This is a genomic window from Polaromonas sp. JS666 (assembly GCF_900103405.1).
Classification (GTDB): domain Bacteria; phylum Pseudomonadota; class Gammaproteobacteria; order Burkholderiales; family Burkholderiaceae_C; genus Polaromonas.
In genome coordinates this window covers 528729-545835 of sequence record NZ_FNHX01000002.1, presented here as the reverse complement: position 1 = coordinate 545835, position 17107 = coordinate 528729, and the positions used below count along the sequence as shown (strand labels likewise).

At 63.9% G+C, this 17107-nt stretch carries 18 protein-coding genes; 13 read left to right on the top strand and 5 right to left on the bottom strand.

All coding sequences use genetic code 11. The features are described 5' to 3' along the window. Position 1: 1 nt before the first annotated feature. From BLQ85_RS06970 to BLQ85_RS06960, 3 genes are read left to right on the top strand one after another with little or no spacing between them, the layout of a single operon-like run. The gene (locus tag BLQ85_RS06970; protein WP_074575587.1) at positions 2–2356 is read left to right on the top strand and encodes a TonB-dependent receptor; all 2355 of its coding nucleotides are present in this window, start codon (positions 2–4) and stop codon (positions 2354–2356) included. A gap of 53 nt (positions 2357–2409) precedes the next feature. Further along, on the top strand, positions 2410–2958 hold the full coding sequence (locus tag BLQ85_RS06965) for a YcnI family copper-binding membrane protein (RefSeq protein WP_083336765.1): 549 nt from the start codon (positions 2410–2412) through the stop codon (positions 2956–2958). 56 nt (positions 2959–3014) lie between these two features. Further along, entirely contained in the window at positions 3015–3506 is a 492-nt protein-coding gene (locus BLQ85_RS06960) for a copper chaperone PCu(A)C (protein ID WP_074575586.1), read from the top strand. Positions 3507–3508: 2 nt separating this feature from the next. Here BLQ85_RS06960 and BLQ85_RS06955 read toward each other — a convergent pair whose 3' ends face one another. Further along, on the bottom strand, positions 3509–4675 hold the full coding sequence (locus BLQ85_RS06955) for a helix-turn-helix domain-containing protein (RefSeq protein ID WP_074575585.1): 1167 nt from the start codon (positions 4673–4675) through the stop codon (positions 3509–3511). 84 nt (positions 4676–4759) lie between these two features. Then, positions 4760–5146: a fluoride efflux transporter CrcB gene (gene crcB / locus BLQ85_RS06950; RefSeq protein ID WP_074575584.1), complete on the bottom strand. Its 387-nt coding sequence runs from the start codon at positions 5144–5146 to the stop codon at positions 4760–4762. A 47-nt stretch (positions 5147–5193) separates the two neighbouring features. Here crcB and BLQ85_RS06945 point away from each other — a divergent pair, with 47 nt between their 5' ends. Beyond that, positions 5194–5907, top strand: a complete 714-nt coding sequence (locus tag BLQ85_RS06945) for an aspartate/glutamate racemase family protein (protein WP_074575583.1) — start codon at positions 5194–5196, stop codon at positions 5905–5907. 26 nt (positions 5908–5933) lie between these two features. On the opposite strand, the gene BLQ85_RS06940 is transcribed toward BLQ85_RS06945, so the two are convergent. The 3 genes from BLQ85_RS06940 to BLQ85_RS06930 are packed head-to-tail and all read right to left on the bottom strand — an operon-like array spanning position 5934 to position 8824. Continuing rightward, positions 5934–7244 (bottom strand): TRAP transporter large permease, encoded by a 1311-nt coding sequence (locus tag BLQ85_RS06940; RefSeq protein WP_175456050.1) that lies wholly within the window; start codon positions 7242–7244, stop codon positions 5934–5936. A 55-nt stretch (positions 7245–7299) separates the two neighbouring features. Further along, positions 7300–7833 carry a TRAP transporter small permease gene (locus BLQ85_RS06935; RefSeq protein ID WP_074575582.1) on the bottom strand — a complete coding sequence of 178 codons (534 nt, stop codon included), beginning with the start codon at positions 7831–7833 and terminating at the stop codon, positions 7300–7302. A gap of 7 nt (positions 7834–7840) precedes the next feature. Beyond that, positions 7841–8824, bottom strand: coding sequence for a TRAP transporter substrate-binding protein (locus BLQ85_RS06930; RefSeq protein ID WP_074575581.1), 984 nt, complete (start codon positions 8822–8824; stop codon positions 7841–7843). 121 nt (positions 8825–8945) lie between these two features. On the opposite strand from BLQ85_RS06930, the gene BLQ85_RS06925 reads away from it, so the two are divergent. The 9 genes from BLQ85_RS06925 to BLQ85_RS06885 all read left to right on the top strand — a co-directional run bounded on the left by BLQ85_RS06925 (position 8946) and on the right by BLQ85_RS06885 (position 17089). After that, positions 8946–9896, top strand: coding sequence for a LysR family transcriptional regulator (locus BLQ85_RS06925; RefSeq protein WP_074575580.1), 951 nt, complete (start codon positions 8946–8948; stop codon positions 9894–9896). A 121-nt stretch (positions 9897–10017) separates the two neighbouring features. Further along, the gene (locus BLQ85_RS06920) at positions 10018–11283 is read left to right on the top strand and encodes an ABC transporter substrate-binding protein (RefSeq protein WP_074575579.1); all 1266 of its coding nucleotides are present in this window, start codon (positions 10018–10020) and stop codon (positions 11281–11283) included. A gap of 36 nt (positions 11284–11319) precedes the next feature. Beyond that, entirely contained in the window at positions 11320–12186 is an 867-nt protein-coding gene (locus BLQ85_RS06915; protein WP_074575578.1) for a branched-chain amino acid ABC transporter permease, read from the top strand. A 5-nt stretch (positions 12187–12191) separates the two neighbouring features. After that, positions 12192–13217 carry a branched-chain amino acid ABC transporter permease gene (locus BLQ85_RS06910; RefSeq protein ID WP_254779731.1) on the top strand — a complete coding sequence of 342 codons (1026 nt, stop codon included), beginning with the start codon at positions 12192–12194 and terminating at the stop codon, positions 13215–13217. After that, the gene (locus BLQ85_RS06905; protein WP_074575577.1) at positions 13214–13924 is read left to right on the top strand and encodes an ABC transporter ATP-binding protein; all 711 of its coding nucleotides are present in this window, start codon (positions 13214–13216) and stop codon (positions 13922–13924) included. Before BLQ85_RS06910 ends, BLQ85_RS06905 begins: the two co-directional genes overlap by 4 nt. Before the next feature lie 2 nt (positions 13925–13926). Continuing rightward, positions 13927–14631 (top strand): ABC transporter ATP-binding protein, encoded by a 705-nt coding sequence (locus BLQ85_RS06900; RefSeq protein ID WP_074575576.1) that lies wholly within the window; start codon positions 13927–13929, stop codon positions 14629–14631. A gap of 46 nt (positions 14632–14677) precedes the next feature. Then, a complete protein-coding gene (locus BLQ85_RS06895) occupies positions 14678–15445 on the top strand; it encodes a putative hydro-lyase (RefSeq protein WP_074575575.1) in 768 nt (255 codons plus the stop codon). 50 nt (positions 15446–15495) lie between these two features. Continuing rightward, the gene (locus tag BLQ85_RS06890; protein WP_074575574.1) at positions 15496–16458 is read left to right on the top strand and encodes a TRAP transporter substrate-binding protein; all 963 of its coding nucleotides are present in this window, start codon (positions 15496–15498) and stop codon (positions 16456–16458) included. A 28-nt stretch (positions 16459–16486) separates the two neighbouring features. After that, positions 16487–17089 carry a nuclear transport factor 2 family protein gene (locus tag BLQ85_RS06885; RefSeq protein ID WP_074575573.1) on the top strand — a complete coding sequence of 201 codons (603 nt, stop codon included), beginning with the start codon at positions 16487–16489 and terminating at the stop codon, positions 17087–17089. Positions 17090–17107 lie beyond the last annotated feature (18 nt).

The following is a 17107-nucleotide window of genomic DNA, read 5'->3' as shown; positions in this document are numbered from 1 at the left end:
CATGAAGCTTTCCCGCACACCGTGCGTGCTTGCCTGGCGCGGCACCACGGCGCTGGCTTTTCCCTTGGCAGCCATTCCCCTGGCGGCGTTCGCGCAGGCGCCGCAAGCCGACGCGCCGGCCAGATCCCTGGGCGTGGTCACGGTCACCAGCGGCCAGCCGACCTCGCTGCCCACGCAGATTCCGACGACGATTGAAGGCATCACGCGCGAGCAGATCGCGCAGACCATCAACGCCGCCGACAGCGAAGACGCGCTCAAGTACTTTCCCAGCCTGCTGGTGCGCAAGCGCTATATCGGCGACTACAACCACGCCATCCTGTCGAGCCGCGCCTCGGGCACGGGCAACAGCGCGCGTTCGGCGGTGTATGCGGACGGCATTTTGCTGTCCAACTACCTGGGCAACGGGATCGCCAACGGCACCAATTACGCGCCGCGCTGGGGCCTGGTGACGCCGGAGGAAATTGAGCGGGTCGACGTGCTCTACGGCCCCTTCTCCGCCGCTTACCCGGGCAACTCGGTGGGCGCGGTGGTGGATTACGTCACGCGCATGCCCACGCAGTTCGAGGCGCATGCCAAGCTCAGCGGCTTCACGCAAAACTTCAAGCTCTACGGCAGCGACAGCAGTTTCAGCGGTAGCCAGGCCAGCACCTCGCTGGGCAACCGCAACGGCGACTGGTCCTGGTTCATCAATGCCAACCGCACCGAAAGCGCGGGCCAGCCCCTCACCTTCGCCACGCGCACGCTGAGCGCCACGGCCCCCGCGGCCGGCGCCACCGTGGTGAGCGGCGCAGTGCCCGGCCTGAACACGCGCAATGTCCCCTGGCTGCTGCTGGGCGGCGCCACGCAGTACGAGACGCGGCAGGACCACCTCAAGTTCAAGCTCGCCTACGATTTTTCGTCCACGGTGCGCGCCAGTTACACGCTGGGCTACTGGAAGAACACGGCCGAAAACCGCTCGCAGAGCTATTTGCGTGATGCGGCGGGCACGCCGGTCTACAGCGGCAACGTCAGCATCAACGGGCGCGGCTACACGCTGGCGGCCAGCGATTTCGGGATGAGCAATGAAGCCTTGACGCATGTGATGCACGGCTTGTCGGTCAAGTCGAACACGCAGGGCAGCTGGGACTGGGAGGTCGCGGCCAGCCTGTACGACTACCAGAAGGACCAGGTTCGTGCGGCCACCACCGCGCAGCCGGGCGCCCTGAACGGCGGCGCCGGCACGCTGCAGGACCAGGACGGCACCGGCTGGAACACGCTGGCCTTCAAGGGCATCTGGCGGCCCGAAGGCATTCGGGGCACGCACATCGTGGATTTCGGCTTCCAGCAGGACAGCTACCAGCTGCGCATCCTCAAGTCCGCGGAGGCCAACTGGCTCACCAGCGGGCCGGGCGCCGTGGTCAGCGACGTGGGCGGCAAGACCCGCTTGCGCAGCCTGTATGCGCAAGACGCCTGGGCCTTTGCGCCCAGGTGGAAAACCGTGCTGGGCGCGCGCCTGGAAAACTGGACAGCCTCCGGCGGCTTCACCAGCTTCGGGGCCGGCAACCCGGCTAACACCAACTATGCCTCGCGCAGCGACAGCGCGGTATCGCCCAAGGGCGCGCTGTCCTACCAATGGTCGACGGATACGGTGCTCAAGGCGTCGGTGGGCCGCGCGGTCCGTTTTCCGACGGTCGGGGAGCTGTATGGCGCGACGGCGACGGTCAATTCCCAGTACATCAACGACGCCAACCTCAAACCCGAGAAATCCTGGACCACCGAGCTGACGGCCGAAAAAGACCTGGGCAATGCCTTGCTGCGCCTGACCTTTTTTACCGAGAACACCCGCGATGCGCTGTATTCGCAAACCACGTTTGACCCCGTCGCCAATGCCAACATCAGCCGGGTGCAGAACGTCGGGCGCATCAAGACCCAGGGCGTGGAGCTGGCCTTCAACGGCAACGACGTGCTCAAAAAAGGGCTGGACCTGAGCGGCAGCATCACCTACGCTGATTCCCACATCAAGGAGAACAGCGGTTTTGTCGCGGTGGCAGGCGACACGCTAGGCAAATACCAGCCTCGCGTGCCGGTGTGGCGTGCCACGGCCGTTGCCAGCTACCGCTTTACGCCGCAACTGTCGGGCAGCTTTGCCGCCCGCTACAGCGGCAGGCAGTATTCCAGCCTGGACAACGCCGATGTGAACGGCTTTGCCTACCAGGGCACCAGCAAGTACTTCACCACCGATGTGCGCCTGCGCTACCAGGTGAACAAACAGTGGAGCGCGGCGGTCGGCATCGACAACCTCAACAACTACCAATACTGGAATTTCCATCCCTATCCGCAGCGTACTTTTATGGCCGAACTGAACTTCAGCCTGTGATCCGCGCTTTCTTTTTTACCGAGCCACCCTATTACCAAGACCGAGGATGAACCATGAAACATATCGCCCTTAAAACCGTCGCCGCCAGCATGCTGCTTTTGGCCGCCTCCCTGCCCGCCGCCGCGCATGTCACGCTGGAATACCAGGTGGCCAATGCGGGCAGCTATTACAAGGGGAGCTTCAAGGTCGGCCACGGCTGCGGCAACTCGCCCGTCAAGCAGATCGTGGTCACGATTCCAGCGGGCGTACAAGGCGCCAAACCCATGCCCAAGGCCGGCTGGGCCTTGGAAGTCACGCGCGAGAAACTGGCCCAGCCGCGCCAGGACCACGGTAAAGCCATCACCGAAGACGTGTCCCGCATCAGCTGGACGGCTAAAACCCCGGCCGATTATTTGCAGAACGACTGGTATGACGAGTTCGTGCTGCAGGCCAAGCTGCCGGCCAAGGCCGGCATGCTGTACTGGCCCGTGATGCAGGTGTGTGAGGAAGGCAAGGTGGACTGGAGTGAAGTACCCAAGCCGGGCCAGGCACTCTCCGACCTGAAAAACCCCGCTGCCGCGCTGGAGCTGATGCCCGCAGGCGGCGGTGAGCACAACCATTGAATGCCCGGCTGTTTTCCGTCTTTAAATCCCATTCACCGTTCAAGGAGAACCTTCACATGAACATGACATCCGCAATACTCCCCAAAGCCGCACTGCTTTTTTCGCTGGCGCTGGGCAGCGCGGCCGCCCTGGCGCAGACCGCCGCCGTGAAAGTCGATGGCGCCTGGGCGCGCGCGACCGTGCAGGGCCAAAAGGGCACGGGTGCTTTTATGAGCCTCACGGCCAGTGAGGCGACCCGGCTGGTGGGCGTGTCTTCACCGGTGGCCGGCGTGGCCGAAGTGCATGAAATGAAGATGGAAGGCGACGTCATGAAAATGCGCGCGCTGCCGTCACTGGAACTGCCCGCCGGCAAAAAAGTGGAGCTCAAGCCCGGCGGTTACCACCTGATGCTGATGGACCTCAAGGCGCCGCTGGCCAAGGACAGCACGGTTCCCCTGACCCTGCTGTTCAAGGACGCCAAGGGCGTGGAAAGCAAGCTGGAGCTGAAACTGCCGGTGGGCACGGCGGCGCCCGGTGCGGCCGGCGCCGCAGCGGAGCATAAGCACTAAGACTAGGGCCCGCGCTTGCCCGGGCCCAGCCGCCGGTACACGGTGGCGCGGCTCACGCCCAGCGCCCTGGCGGCCTGCAGCACATTGCCGCGCGCGTCGCTGACGGCCTTGCGGATCAGCGCGGTCTCAAGTTCCTTGAGCGGCCGGCCCGCGTCGGCCGAAGGCGGCAGCTGCAGCGCGGCGGGCGGGGCATCGCGGCCGGCCGGCAGCGGCATCGCGTGCAGGCGCAGGCCCGACCACAGCGGAGCTTCCAGCACGCCGCCCTGCGCGTTGCCGCGGCGCTGCGCCGAGTCAAACAGCATTTCAAAAGGCATGGCGAACAGCTCGCTGCAGTGCGGCATGCCGCCGGCCGCGGCGCCCAGGCGCGAGAGCATTTGCCGGGCCGCCGGGTTGGCGCCGGTGACGCAGCCATCGGCGTCCACGCAGAGCAGGCCGTCGCTGTCGTCGCCCAGCACCCGGCCCGGCCAGTTGAGCCGGACCAGCAAGGCATGGGGCCGGCCCAGCGTGAGCGCGTTTTCAATGCTGCGCGCGCACTGGGTGACCAGGTGCTTGAGCTCGGGCCGCTCGGCCGCTTCTATGCCCGTCAGGTCCAGCATGCCGGCGCAGTGCCCGTCGGGGCCGAACAGCGGCGCGCCGGCGCAGCTGTAGACCGAGGTCGCGTCGAAAAAATGCTCGCCCCGGTGCAGCCAGACCGGCTGCAACTCGCCCAGCGCCGCGCCTATGGCGGTGGTGCCGACCCGGGCTTCCGACAGGTCGGTGCCTATGCGCGTGATCACATCGGCGCGGCTGTCGCCGCGGTCTATGCGGCCGTTGACGTCGACCACCACGCCGGCCTGGTTGGTCAGGATGGCGAAGTAGCGGGTGTCGGCGATCGCGCGGCCCAGCCGCTCAAGCGTGGGTTTGGCGGCCTGTACCAACTGCTGGTTGGCTTCCTGGTGGCGCCGCATTTCGGCGGCCGGCACGGTGTCGAAGGAGGGGGCTTGTTCGGGGCGCTGGCCGCTGGCCAAGCAGCGCCGCCAGGAGCGCTCTATCCAGCCTTCCAGGGCCGGCGCCGCGTCGACGGGCCGGGCTTCGCCGTACAGGACGGCCTGGCGCGCGCGGCCTATGCGCGCCAGCCTGTCCTGGCCGCCCGCGGCCTGGGCGGGATGAAAAGGGGTCATGGATGCCATGGCCCATTGTGGCGAATTTCGCCGGTTTGCGCAGAGGGGGTTTTTGCCTGGGCGCGCCGCCGCGGCAAGCGCCCCGGGGCGGCATCAGCGCGCGTTGGCGGCGATCAGCAGCATGGCGGACTTCAGCCCCGCCACCGTCATCAGCAGCGAACCCAGCACATGCACCGTGGCCGTGAGCGCCGCCAGGCCGTAGCGCGCGTCCATCAGGAAGATCACCACCTCGGCCGAAAACGAGGAAAAGGTGGTCAGCCCGCCCAGGAAGCCGGTCACCAGCGCCAGGCGCCAGACCGGGTCCAGCTGCGGCATGGCCTGGAACACCGCGATGCAGATGCCTATCAGGTAGCCGCCTATCAGGTTGGCCGCCAGCGTTCCCCAGGGGATGATGCCGCCGGGTGTAAGCCACAGGCTCAGGCCCCAGCGGGCCAGCGCGCCCAGCGAGGCGCCTATGGAAATGGCAAGGACAGTGAGCATGGCGTGTGTCGGAGGTAAAGGGGACGCTTTGGCGGGACAATGCAGCCATGACTTTAACCGCTGCATCTCCATCCGGCGAGACAGGCTTTCTGGGAGTCGTGATGCTCGACACCCGTTTCCCCAGGCCGCCCGGCGACGTGGGCCATCCCGATGCGTTTGGTGTGCCGGTGCGCCGGCATGTGGTGCGCGGCGCCTGGCCCGGCACGATCGTGCAGACGGCGGCCGGCTTGCGCGCCGCGGGCGTGGCACCGGCCTTTGTGCGGGCCGTGCAGGCGCTGGAAGCCGAGGGTGCGCGCGCCGTCACCACGAGCTGCGGCTTCCTGGTGCTGCTGCAGGACGAGCTGCAGGCCGCCGCGCGGGTGCCTGTGGTGACTTCCAGCCTGCTGCAATTGCCGGGGCTGCTGGCGCACCAGGCGAGGGTTGGCGTGCTGACCATCAGCGCGGCCGCGCTGGGACCCGAGCATTTGCTGGCGGCGGGCGTGCCGGCCGGACGGCTGGCCGACGTGGTGGTGCAGGGCGTGGACCCGGCGGGGGAATTCGCAACGGCCATACTGGGCAACCGCGACACCCTGGACATGGACAAGGCCAGCCGCGAGGTGGTGGATGCGGCGCTGGCGCTCAGGCGGCGCGAACCTTCGCTGCAAGCGGTGGTGCTGGAATGCACCAACCTGCCACCTTACCGGCAGGCTGTCGAAGCGGCCACAGGCCTGAAGACCTGGGCGCTGACCGATGATGAAAGATTGCTGCGCCCCTGGTGCTGAGCGCTACGCAGCGGCTCTGAGGCGGCCTACTTTTCTTTGCCCATCACCAGGTCGGGCAGGCTGGTCACGATCTGCGGGAACACCGTGATCAGCACAATGCACACCACCAGGCAGGCGAAGAAGGGGATCGCGGCGCGGGCAATCGTGTTGCTGTCCTTGCCGGTCATGTTCTGCAGCACAAAGAGGTTAAAGCCCACAGGCGGCGTGACCTCGGCGATCTCGACCAGCAGGATGATAAAAATGCCGAACCAGATCAGGTCGAAGCCGGCCTTCTGGATCATGGGCAGTACCACGGCGCTGGTCAGCACGATCATGGATATGCCGTCCAGCGCCGTGCCCAGGATCAGGTAGACGATGGTCAGCACAAAAATCAGCGCATAGGGCGAGAGGTGCATGTGGTCCACCCACTCGGCCAGCTCGCGCGGGATGCCGGTGAAGGCCATGGTCTTGGTCAGGAAGGACGCGCCGGCCAGGATGAACATGATCATGCAGCTGGTGCGCGTTGTGCCCATCAGCCCGTCCTTGAAGTTCTGCCAGGTCAGCGAGCGGCTCCACACCGCCAGGCCCAGTGAACCGGCCACGCCGTAGGCCGCGCACTCCGTCGCAGTGGCATAACCGGCGATCAGCACCCAGCAGATGAAGACGATCAGCACGCCGCAGGGAATCAGGTTGCGCGATTTGTGCAGCTTCTGCATGAAGGTCGTGGGCTGGTCGGGCGCGGGCTGCAGCTTGGGGTTGCGCAGGGCCCACCAGATGATGTAGCCCGAGAAAAGCGCCATCAGCAGGAAACCGGGTAAAAAACCGGCCAGGAAGATGCGGATGATGGAGGCGTCCGCAGCGACGGCATAGACCACCATGGTGATGGACGGCGGAATCAGGATGCCCAGCGTGCCGGCGGTGGCGAGAGAGCCCAGCGCGATTTTTTCGCTGTAGCCGCGTTTGACCAGCTCAGGCAAGGCCACCTGGGAGATGGTGGCGCAGGTCGCCGCTGACGAACCCGACACCGAACCGAAAATTCCGCAACCCAGGATGGTGGTGTGCATCAGCCGGCCCGGAATGCGGTTCAGCCAGGGGCTCAGGCCCTCGAACATCTCTTCGCTGAGCTTGGTGCGAAAAAGGATCTCGCCCATCCAGATAAAGAGGGGCAGGGCCGCGAGCTCCCAGCTCGCATTGCTTTCCCAGAAAGCGCTGAAGAGGTTTTTGCCCGGTTGTGTCGTCGCAAAAAAGGCCTGCCCGACCCAGCCGCAAATCGCCAGGGTCATCGCAATCCACACGCCGCCCGAGAGCAGCAGCATCATGAGCAGCAGCAAAATGCCGCCCACCATCAAGATATCCATGTTGTTGTCTTTGTAGTCTGGAAAATAAACGGGAGTGATTCGCGTGGGCTGAAGGTCAAACTTCGGACGAGAAATCGCCGCGTGCGTGGCGCTCCTCGACTTCGCGCACAAAGGTCGGAACACCGCCGCGCACCACGATGATGAACTCATCGACCACGGCGACCAGCAGCAGGATGGAGCCCAGCGCAAAACTCAGCTGCGGAATCCACATGGGCATGGGCAGCAGGCCTTGCGAGATGTCGTTGAACTCCCAGCTTTCGTAGGTGAACAGGCAGGCCGACCAGGCCAGGTAGGCCACCGCAACGCTGCCGATGAACAGCGAGGCCAGCTCCAGCACGCGGCGGGTGGGGGCATTGACTTTTTCCAGCAGCAGCGTCACCCGCACAAAGTCGCCGTGCTTGAAGGCATGGGCCATGGCAAAAAAGGCGGCGGCCGCGCAAAACCAGGCCACCACGTCGTTGACGGCGCCGGTGTTGACGCGGAACTCGCGCAGAATGCTCTGCCCGATCATCAGCACAGCGATCAGGGCAACAAAAACGGCGCCAAGGGCGCCGCCCGCCAGGTAGAGTTTGTCCAGGAATTTGCGCACGGCTGCCTTACTTCTTCGCGGCCTTGAGCTTGTTGAAGTTGGCGATGATGGCTTCGCCGTCAGGGCCGGCTTTTTTCACCCAGTCGGCCTGCATGATGGTGCCGACCTGTTTCATGTCGGACACCAGCTTGGCCGGCGGCGTGACGATCTTCATGCCTTTTTCGGTCAGCGCCTTTTTGTACCACTCGTTCTTTTCTTCGCTGAGCTTCCAGCCGCGGGCTTCGGCGTCGGCGGCGGCCTTGGTCAAGGCGGCTTGCGTGGCCGGGTCCAGCGCGTCAAAGGCCTTTTTGTTCACGATGATGGCGTTCTTGGGCAGCCAGGCCTGGGTGTCATACCAGTACTTGAGGCTTTCATAGGTCTTGGAGTCGTAGCCGGTGGAGCCCGAACTCATATAACTTTCCACCACGCCCGTGGCCAGGGCCTGCGAGAGTTCGGCCGCCTGGATGGTGACGGGCTGCGCGCCAATCAGCTCGGCGATCTTGGCGGTGGCGGGGCTGTAGGCGCGCCATTTGATGCCGCGCAGGTCGGCCACCGAGGCCAGTTCCTTCTTGCTGTAAATGCCTTGCGGCGGCCAGGCCACGGTGTAGAGAAGCTTCATGCCCTGCGTGCCCAGCAGCCTGTCGAGCACGGGTTTTTGCGCTTCGTAGAGTTTTTTGGAGTCGGCGTAGGAGGTCGCCAGGAAGGGAATGCCGTCGGCGCCGTAAATCGGGTTTTCGTTCTCGAAGTTGACCAGCAGCACTTCGCCGATCTGGGCCTGGCCGCCTTGCACCGCGCGCTTGATCTCGTTGGCCTTGAACAGCGAGGCATTGGCATGCACCGTGATCTTGAGCTTGCCGCCGCTGGCCTTGTCGACGTCGGCCGCGAATTGCGTCAGGTTCTCCGTGTGGAAGTTGCTGGCCGGGTAGGCTGCGGGAAGGTCCCACTTGGTCTGGGCAAAGGCATTGGCGCCCAACGCGAGGGCGGCGGCCGCCACGGTGATCTTGAAATTCATGAGAGGCTCCAGGACAAGGAATTGATAAGTAGTAATAGGATAGACGCAAATCCCGCGCCAGTTCATCGGGCATACCCCGAAATACTGCGTCCACCTGTTTAAGCGACCCTGGGGCCCCGCCATGAACCTGCGTTTTGTTGAAGCCTTTTATTGGGTGGCCTCGCTCAAAAGCGTCTCGCGCGCCGCCGACAAGCTCTACCTCACGCAGTCGGCCATGTCCAGCCGCATTGCCACCCTGGAAGAGGAGCTCGGCATCCTGCTGCTGGATAGGCGCGACAAGCAATTCAAGCTCACGGTGGCCGGCGCGCGCTTTTTTGTCTACGCGCAAAAGCTGCTGGAGCTGCAGCGCGAGGTCAAGCAGGAGATGGGCTCGGGCGCGCCCATGGCGGTTTCCATGCGCATAGGCGCGATCGAGTCGGTGCTGCATTCCTGGCTGATTCCCTGGCTCGAAAAACTGCGGGTGGACCATCCGGGGCTCGAGCTGGAACTCACGGTGGAAACCACGCCCATCCTGATGGACCAGGTGCAGCGCGGCACGCTGGACCTGGTGTTCGCGGCGCTGCCGGCCTCGGCCGACGGCGTGCGCAACCAGGCCTTTCCGCCCATGGACATGGCCTTTGTGGGCAATCCGGCACTGCATAAAAAAAGAAATTACCGGCTCGACGAGCTGGCCGAGATGGAATTGCTGACCTTCCAGAAGGGCTCGCAGCCGCATGTCACCTTGCTGGACCTCTTCAAGCAGAACCGGATGGAACCCAAAAAGGTGCACGCGATTTCATCGATCTCGGCCATGGTCCAGCTGGTGCAGGGCGGCTTCGGTGTGGCCTTGCTGCCGCGCGCGGCGGTGCAGCGGCTGACGGGCTTTGCCAGCCTTAAATTGCTGACCTGCGACAAGAAACTCAAGGCCTTGCCCATTCATGCCAGCTACCGCACGGACCCGACCTCTTCCATTGTGGAAACGGTGGTCCGGTCGGCAGTGGAGTTCGCCGGGGAAGGCGGGGGCGGCACCAAAACGGCCCGCAATCCGGCCGCCAAAGCGCTGAAAACCGCCAAAAAAGGTGCATCAGGGTAAATCCTAGTCATCGAAAAAATCGATGACGAAAGCAAAATATTTCTTGTTTGATTTCGTCATTTGCTAATCGCACACTTCGCCCCATGTCATCCAACTGTCATGTTTTTACGAGGAGTGCGAAATGAAGAAGTCATGGTGGGCCCGAGTGGCCGCGGTACTGGCCGGTGCCGGTTTCAGCCTGTGCGCGCATGCGCAGCAAGAGGTCCGGATAGGCGTGCTGTATCCGCTGACCGGTCCCGCCGCCTCGGTGGGCGCCGAACTGCGCAGCGCGCTGGAGCTCGCCGCCGACATCATCAACAACGGCGCACCGGGCGTCTCCGAGCTGCCGCTGTCCGCCGGCAAGGGCCTGCCCAACCTCAAGGGCGCGAAGATCAAGCTGGTCTTCGCCGACCACCAGGCCAACCCGCAAACCGGCGCGACCGAGGCCGAACGACTGATCACGCAGGAAAAAGTGGTGGCACTGGTCGGCGCTTACAACAGCGCCGTCACCGCCACGGCCAGCCAGATCGCCGAACGCGCCGGCATCCCTTTCCTGAACCCGGAATCCTCGTCGGCCTCGCTCACGCAGCGCAATTTCAAGTGGTTCTTCCGCACCACGCCGCACGACGACCTGTTTGTGCACAACGCCTTTGATTTCCTCAAGGAGCTCGAAGCCAAAAAAGGCATCAAGGCGGGTGTGGTGGCCAGCCTCAATGAGAACGGCCTGTGGGGCACGGAAACCACCAAGCTGCAGACCAAACTCGCGCCCGAGTTCAAGCAGAACCTGGTCAAGCAGGTGATGTACCCGGCCAAGACCACGCAGCTGACCTCCGAAGTGCAGACGCTCAAGGCGGCCAATCCCAACCTGGTGCTGCAGTCGTCCTATACGGCCGACGCCATCCTGTCGATCAAGACCTACAAGGAACTGGGTTTCTCGCCGGACATGATCCTGGCGAACAACGCGGGTTTTACCGACACCGACTTCATCAAGACCCTGGGCAAGGACGCCGACTACATCATCACGCGTGAAGTCTGGGCGCTGGACCTGGCCAACCGCAACCCGCTGATCAAGCAGGTCAACGACCTCTTCAACAGCCGCTACAAGATCAACTTCACCGGCAATTCTTCGCGCACCTTCACCGGCCTGATGGTGATGGCCGACGCCATCAACCGTGCGGGCTCCACCGAGCCCGAGGCCATTCGCAAGGCGTTGGCCGCGACCGATATGCCCGGCAACAAGCTCATCATGCCGTGGAAAGGCGTGAAATTCGACGCCACCGGCCAGAACACGCTGGGCCAGGGCATCCTGGTGCAGATCGTGGGCGGCAAGTACAACACGGTCTGGCCTTTCGACATGGCCTCGCGTGAGGTGACCTGGCCCATGCCCAAGTGGGACCAGCGCAAATAAGCCGCTGACATTGACTCACCTGCCTAAGAGACAACCATGACCACGGAAATATTGCTTCAGACGCTGGCCTCCGGCGTGCTGATTGGGCTGATTTACGCGCTGGTGGCTATCGGCCTGACCATGATTTTCGGCGTCATGGACATCGTGAATTTCGCGCACGGCGAGTTCCTCATGCTCGGCATGTACTCGGCCTTCTGGCTGTTCGCCCTGTATGCGCTGGACCCCATGATCACCTTGCCGCTGACGGTCCTCATGCTGTTCGGCTTCGGTGTGCTGCTGTACAAGCTGGTGATCGTGCGCATCATCAATGCGCCCATGCTGTCGCAGATCTTCACGACCTTCGGCATCATGATCCTGCTGCGCGGCGTGGCCCAGTTCCTCTGGAAGCCGGACTTCCGCTCCATCGAGAACTCCGCGGTCAGCGGCACCGTCAAGCTGCTGGGCATACAGCTGGGTAAGCCGCAACTGGTGGCCGGTGTGGGAGCCATTGTGGTGACCGGCCTGATTTATTTCTTCCTGAACAAGACCCGGCTGGGCGCAGCCCTGGAAGCCACCGCCTCCGACAAGGAAGCCGCGCGCCTCATGGGCATTGATTCGCACAAGATGTTCTCGCTGGCCTGGGGCATAGGCGCGGCCTGCGCCGGGGCGGCCGGGGTGCTGCTGTCGACCTTTTTCCCGATCTTTCCGGACGTAGGCGCGAGCTTCATTCTGCTGGCCTTTGTGGTGGTCAACCTGGGCGGCTTCGGCAGCGTCTCGGGCGCCTTCTGGGCCGGCATCCTGGTCGGGGTGATCGAGGTCATGGGCGGCCTGCTGCTCGGGCCGCAGTACAAGACCGCCATCGTGCTGGTGCTGTTCCTGGGCGTGTTGATGTTCCGGCCCCAGGGCCTGATGGGCAAGGCGTGAACACCATGAGCACCATGAAACAGATTATTTTTGCTGTCGCCGCCTTGGCGTTTGCCCTGGCCGTCCCCGCCTTCACGGACGCCTCGCACCTCAACATGGCCATCCTGATCCTCATGGCGGCCCAGGTCGGCGTGGCCTGGAACATCGTGGGCGGTTATGCCGGCCAGGTGTCGCTAGGCCACGCGGCTTTCTACGGCCTGGGCGCCTATGCCTCGACGCTGCTGCTGGTCAAGTTCGGCGTCAATCCCTGGATAGGCGTGCTGGCCGGCGGCCTGCTCGCGGCCTTGCTGAGCCTGGGCTTTGGCTGGTCGTGCTTCCGGCTCAAGGGCCACTACTTCGCCATGGCCACCATCGCGGTGGCCGAGCTGGTGCAGATCTTCTTCACCGAGTGGGACTACGGCGGCGCTGCGGTGGGCCTTTATGTGCCCATGGACCGCCAGGGCTGGCTGTGGCTGAACTTTGCCACCAAGCTGCCTTACTACTGGCTGGCGCTGGGCCTGCTGCTCATCACGCTGGGCGTGAACTGGTGGATAGAGCGCAGCTACCTGGGCTATTACTTCAGGGCCATCAAGGACGAGCCCGATGCGGCCCGCAGCATAGGCGTGAACATCGCGCGCTACAAGCAGGTCGCGCTGTCGGTCAGCGCCTTCCTGACCGCGGTAGGCGGCAGCCTGTATGCGCAAAAAGAGCTTTATATCGACCCGAACTCGGTGCTGTCGACGGCGCTGTCCATCAAGATGGCGCTGGTGTCCATCCTCGGCGGCGTGGGGACCTTGTTCGGGCCGGTCGTGGGCGCCGTGGTGCTGACCAGCATCGAGGAGCTGACCCGCATCGCCTTCGGCGGCACGGGCCGCGGCACCGACGTCATTATTTATGCGAGCCTCATCATCGTGATCGCGGTTTTTTACCCCACGGGCCTGCTCGGCTGGCTGCGCAGCTTCCGGGAGCGCCGGCTAGCACGCGGCCACGCATCGCGGCAAATGGCGCTGCCCGCCGCCGCCGTGCAGAACGCCGGCAAGGAGGCCGTATGAAGTTGCTGGAAGTCAAACAGGTCAGCAAACGCTTCGGCGGGCTGGTCGCCAACCAGGATGTTTCCTTCGGTGTGGACACCGGGCAGGTGGTGGGCCTGATAGGCCCCAACGGCGCCGGCAAGACCACCATGTTCAATTGCGTCGCGGGCTATTTCGCCCCCACCTCGGGCAGCATCCTGCTGGGCGGCCGCGACATCGCCGGCCTGCCGCCCGAAGCATGCGCCCGTGCCGGTGTGGCGCGGACTTTCCAGATCGCGCGCACTTTTACCAGCATGACGGCCTGCGAGAACGTGATGACGGCGGCCATGCTGCTGCAGCACAACGTCGCCAAGGCGCGCAAGACGGCCATGGACTGGCTGGTGTTTGCCGGGCTTGAACGCTTTGCCGACAGGCCCGCCGCCAGCATGACCATCAGCGAGCAGCGGCGCCTGGCCGTGGCGCGCGCGCTGGCCACGCAGCCGCGCATCCTGCTGATGGACGAAGTGATGGCGGGCCTCAACCCGTCGGAAGTCCGTGAAGCCGTCGACGTGGTCCTGAAGATACGGGACAAGGGCATCGCCTGCCTGATCGTCGAGCATGTGCTCGAAGGCATCATGCCCATCGCCGACAAGATCGTCGTGCTGGACCGCGGCGTGAAGATCGCCGAAGGCACGCCGCAGCAGGTGTCCAACGATGCCGCCGTGATCACCGCCTACCTGGGGGACTGAAGATGCTCGAAATCAAAAACCTCAAGGTTTGCTACGACGAGGTGCTGGCCGTCTCCGACGTCAGCCTGCAGGTCGAACCCGGAAAGATCGTGGCGCTGGTGGGCGGCAACGGCAACGGCAAGTCCACCACCTTGCGTGCCGTGGCCGGCCTCAATCCCGCCGCGGCCGGCAGCATCACGTTCAACGGCGAGCCGGTTCACCGCATGCCGGCGCACAAGCGTGTCCCGCTGGGCCTGTCGCTGGTGCCGGAAGGCCGGCGCCTGTTCCCCCGGCTCACGGTGCTTCGCAACCTGGAGCTTGGCGCCTTCACGCGCATGGACAGGCATGAGGTGGCCCGGGGCATTGAAGAAATGCTGCAGCTGTTTCCCATCCTCAAGGAACGCGCCACGCAGCTGGCCGGCACCATGAGCGGCGGTGAGCAGCAGATGCTGGCCATTGCCCGCGGGCTGATGGCCCGGCCCAAGCTGCTGATGCTGGACGAGCCCTCCTGGGGCATTGCCCCCAAGTTCGTGACCAAGGTGCTGGAGGTGATCCAGCAGGTCAATGCCACCGGTGTGTCGATCTTGCTGGTCGAGCAGAACCTGCAAAAAGCCCTGAACATCGCGCACTATGGTTATGTGATCCAGACCGGCCGCATCGTGATGCAGGGCAAGGGGCATGAGCTGCTCAATGACGACCGGATCAAAAAAGCCTACCTGGGCCTTTGAGCGCACACCCAAGCCATCATTTTTACCCATCCGTTTTCCCACCACCATGAACAAGATTTTTGATCGCCCCGCAGACCTTCGCATGGCCAGCCGCTGTGGCGAGTTTTCCCTGCCCACCGCGGGGCACGCCAACGGCCATATCCAGGCCAACCTGATGATCGTGCCGCAAGCGCAGGCCTTTGATTTCCTGCTGTTTTGCCAGCGCAACCCCAAGCCCTGCCCGCTGGTGGAGGTGCTCCAGCCGGGCGCCACCGAGCCTTTGTGCGCGCCGGGGGCAGACATCACGACCGACATTCCGGGCTACCGTGTTTACCGCGACGGCGAGTTTGTCGAGGAGCGCGGCGAGATCCGTTCGATCTGGAAGGACGACTATGTGGCCTTCCTGATCGGCTGCAGCTTTTCCTTCGAGGCTGCGGTCACGCAGGCCGGCATTCCCCTGAGGCATGTTGAGCAGGGCCGCAATGTCTCAATGTTCCGTACCAGTCTCCAGTGCCAGCCTGCCGGCGTGTTCAGCGGCGAAATGGTGGTTACCATGCGGCCCATCAAGAGCCGCGACGTTGCGAAAGTGGTGGAGATTTCTGGCCGGTTTGACGTGGCGCACGGTGCGCCCGTTCACATCGGCAATCCGGAGGCGATAGGCATTACCGACCTGTCGCGCCCGGACTACGGCGATGCGGTCGACATCAAGGACGATGAAGTCCCGGTCTTCTGGGGTTGCGGCGTCACGCCGCAATGGGTAGCCCAGAAAAGCCGTTTGTCGATGTGCATCACCCATGCGCCAGGCAAGATGTTTGTGACCGACCTGAAAGGGTGAGTTCCATGCACCCTGTGCCGGGCTGATCCTCAACTCCCAAGGAGTTCCTCATGAAAGCAATTCTGATAGCCGCGCTGGTCGCGGCGGGGGCAGCGCACGCCCAGACAAGCTGGAAGCTGGCCACCGGCTACCGGGTGGAGTCCTTCCACACGCAAAACATCCTGCAGTTCGGCCGCGATGTGGACACGGCCACGCGCGGGGGGCTGCTGATACAGGTGTATCCCAACAACACGCTGGCCAAGCTGGCCGACATCAGCACGGCCGTGCAGCAGGGAAAGGCTGAAGCCGGCGAGACCATCATGACCAGCATGGTCAAGGAAATGCCGCTGGCCGGCGCGGACTCCATTCCTTTTGTCGTCACCTCGTACAAGGACGCGCAACGCTTGTGGAAGCTGCAGCGGCCGGGCCTTGAAAAACATTTTTCCGAGCGCGGCCTGAAGCTTCTTTATGCCGTGCCCTGGCCGCCGCAAGGCCTGCATTCGAACAAGCCGGTGCGGGGGCCTACGGATTTTCGCGGCACCCAGATGCGCACCTACAACCAGACCACCCTGCGCATCGCCGAAATGCTGGGCGCGAAGCCGGTGGATGTGGCCATGGTCGATGTGGGCAAGGCATTGGCCGAAGGCCGCATGGACAACATGATCACGTCGGCGCTGACTGGCGTGGAGAACAAGGTGTGGGGCCCGATCAAGTACTACTACGAGATCAATGCCTGGTTCCCGAAAAACGCGGTGTTTGTGAGCAACAAGGCCTTTGATGCACTGAAACCCGAGGCGCGCGCCGCCGTGCTCAAGGCGGCCGCCGAGGCGGAAGTGCGCGGCTGGCAGGCCAGCCAGGCACTGGCCGCCAGCGCCACCGAGGAACTGCGTGCCAACGGCGTGAAGATAGAGCGGATTTCGCCCGAGCTGGACCAGGAGATCAAACGCATGGGCGAGAAGTTCTCGCGCGAGTGGATACGCTCGGTTGGCAATGAGGCGAACGACATTTTTGTGCCTTACTACATGCCGCAATGAGGCGGGCGAAAACAGGACGCCACATCGTATGAAAACACCTTCCGCAGCCGTCACAGCCTACCTTCACGCCAAGGACGGCAACCGCCCCCATCTGTTGGCGCAGGCATTCACGGACGATGCCCTGCTGGAGATGGTTGTTCATACCGCGGCGATTTCATTTCCGCCGGTATGCCAGGGGCGAGATGCCATCGCCGAGGTGCTGGTGCGCCGGTTCGGCCAGTCTTACGAGAATGTCTACACTTTTTGCCTGTCCTCGCCGCCTGAGGGCGATGCCGAGGTGTTTGTCTGCGATTGGCTGGTCGTCATGACCGAAAAAGACAGCCGTGCCGTGCGTGTCGGATGCGGCCGCTACGATTGGTGCTTTTCACCGCCTTCATACCTGGCGGAAAGCCTTTCGATCACCATAGAGACCATGCAGACATTGCCGGCTTCGCAGATGGACAAGGTCATGGATTGGGCGGCCGGCCTACCCTATCCCTGGTGCCCGGCGGCGGTTGCCCTGCCAGGTGCGCCGGACATTCAGCAGCTGGCGCCGGTACTTGGGTACATTGGCAGGGAGCGGATGGCCGGTTCCGGCCGGACGGCAGCGGCCCGCGGTTCCAGGCCGGGCCTGGCGGCAAACAGATCCTGAAGATCAGCAAAACACGTT

What these genes read in the sequence shown, in the direction of transcription:
- BLQ85_RS06890 (WP_074575574.1), top strand. Translation starts at nt 15,496, where the DNA reads ATGAAAGCAATTCTGATAGCCGCGCTGGTCGCGGCGGGGGCAGCGCAC.
- crcB (WP_074575584.1), bottom strand. Translation starts at nt 5,146, where the DNA reads ATGCTCACTGTCCTTGCCATTTCCATAGGCGCCTCGCTGGGCGCGCTG.
- BLQ85_RS06895 (WP_074575575.1), top strand. Translation starts at nt 14,678, where the DNA reads ATGAACAAGATTTTTGATCGCCCCGCAGACCTTCGCATGGCCAGCCGC.
- BLQ85_RS06930 (WP_074575581.1), bottom strand. Translation starts at nt 8,824, where the DNA reads ATGAATTTCAAGATCACCGTGGCGGCCGCCGCCCTCGCGTTGGGCGCC.
- BLQ85_RS06940 (WP_175456050.1), bottom strand. Translation starts at nt 7,244, where the DNA reads ATGGATATCTTGATGGTGGGCGGCATTTTGCTGCTGCTCATGATGCTG.
- BLQ85_RS06925 (WP_074575580.1), top strand. Translation starts at nt 8,946, where the DNA reads ATGAACCTGCGTTTTGTTGAAGCCTTTTATTGGGTGGCCTCGCTCAAA.
- BLQ85_RS06920 (WP_074575579.1), top strand. Translation starts at nt 10,018, where the DNA reads ATGAAGAAGTCATGGTGGGCCCGAGTGGCCGCGGTACTGGCCGGTGCC.
- BLQ85_RS06955 (WP_074575585.1), bottom strand. Translation starts at nt 4,675, where the DNA reads ATGGCATCCATGACCCCTTTTCATCCCGCCCAGGCCGCGGGCGGCCAG.
- BLQ85_RS06965 (WP_083336765.1), top strand. Translation starts at nt 2,410, where the DNA reads ATGAAACATATCGCCCTTAAAACCGTCGCCGCCAGCATGCTGCTTTTG.
- BLQ85_RS06905 (WP_074575577.1), top strand. Translation starts at nt 13,214, where the DNA reads ATGAAGTTGCTGGAAGTCAAACAGGTCAGCAAACGCTTCGGCGGGCTG.
- BLQ85_RS06970 (WP_074575587.1), top strand. Translation starts at nt 2, where the DNA reads ATGAAGCTTTCCCGCACACCGTGCGTGCTTGCCTGGCGCGGCACCACG.
- BLQ85_RS06910 (WP_254779731.1), top strand. Translation starts at nt 12,192, where the DNA reads ATGAGCACCATGAAACAGATTATTTTTGCTGTCGCCGCCTTGGCGTTT.
- BLQ85_RS06915 (WP_074575578.1), top strand. Translation starts at nt 11,320, where the DNA reads ATGACCACGGAAATATTGCTTCAGACGCTGGCCTCCGGCGTGCTGATT.
- BLQ85_RS06945 (WP_074575583.1), top strand. Translation starts at nt 5,194, where the DNA reads ATGACTTTAACCGCTGCATCTCCATCCGGCGAGACAGGCTTTCTGGGA.
- BLQ85_RS06900 (WP_074575576.1), top strand. Translation starts at nt 13,927, where the DNA reads ATGCTCGAAATCAAAAACCTCAAGGTTTGCTACGACGAGGTGCTGGCC.
- BLQ85_RS06885 (WP_074575573.1), top strand. Translation starts at nt 16,487, where the DNA reads ATGAAAACACCTTCCGCAGCCGTCACAGCCTACCTTCACGCCAAGGAC.
- BLQ85_RS06960 (WP_074575586.1), top strand. Translation starts at nt 3,015, where the DNA reads ATGAACATGACATCCGCAATACTCCCCAAAGCCGCACTGCTTTTTTCG.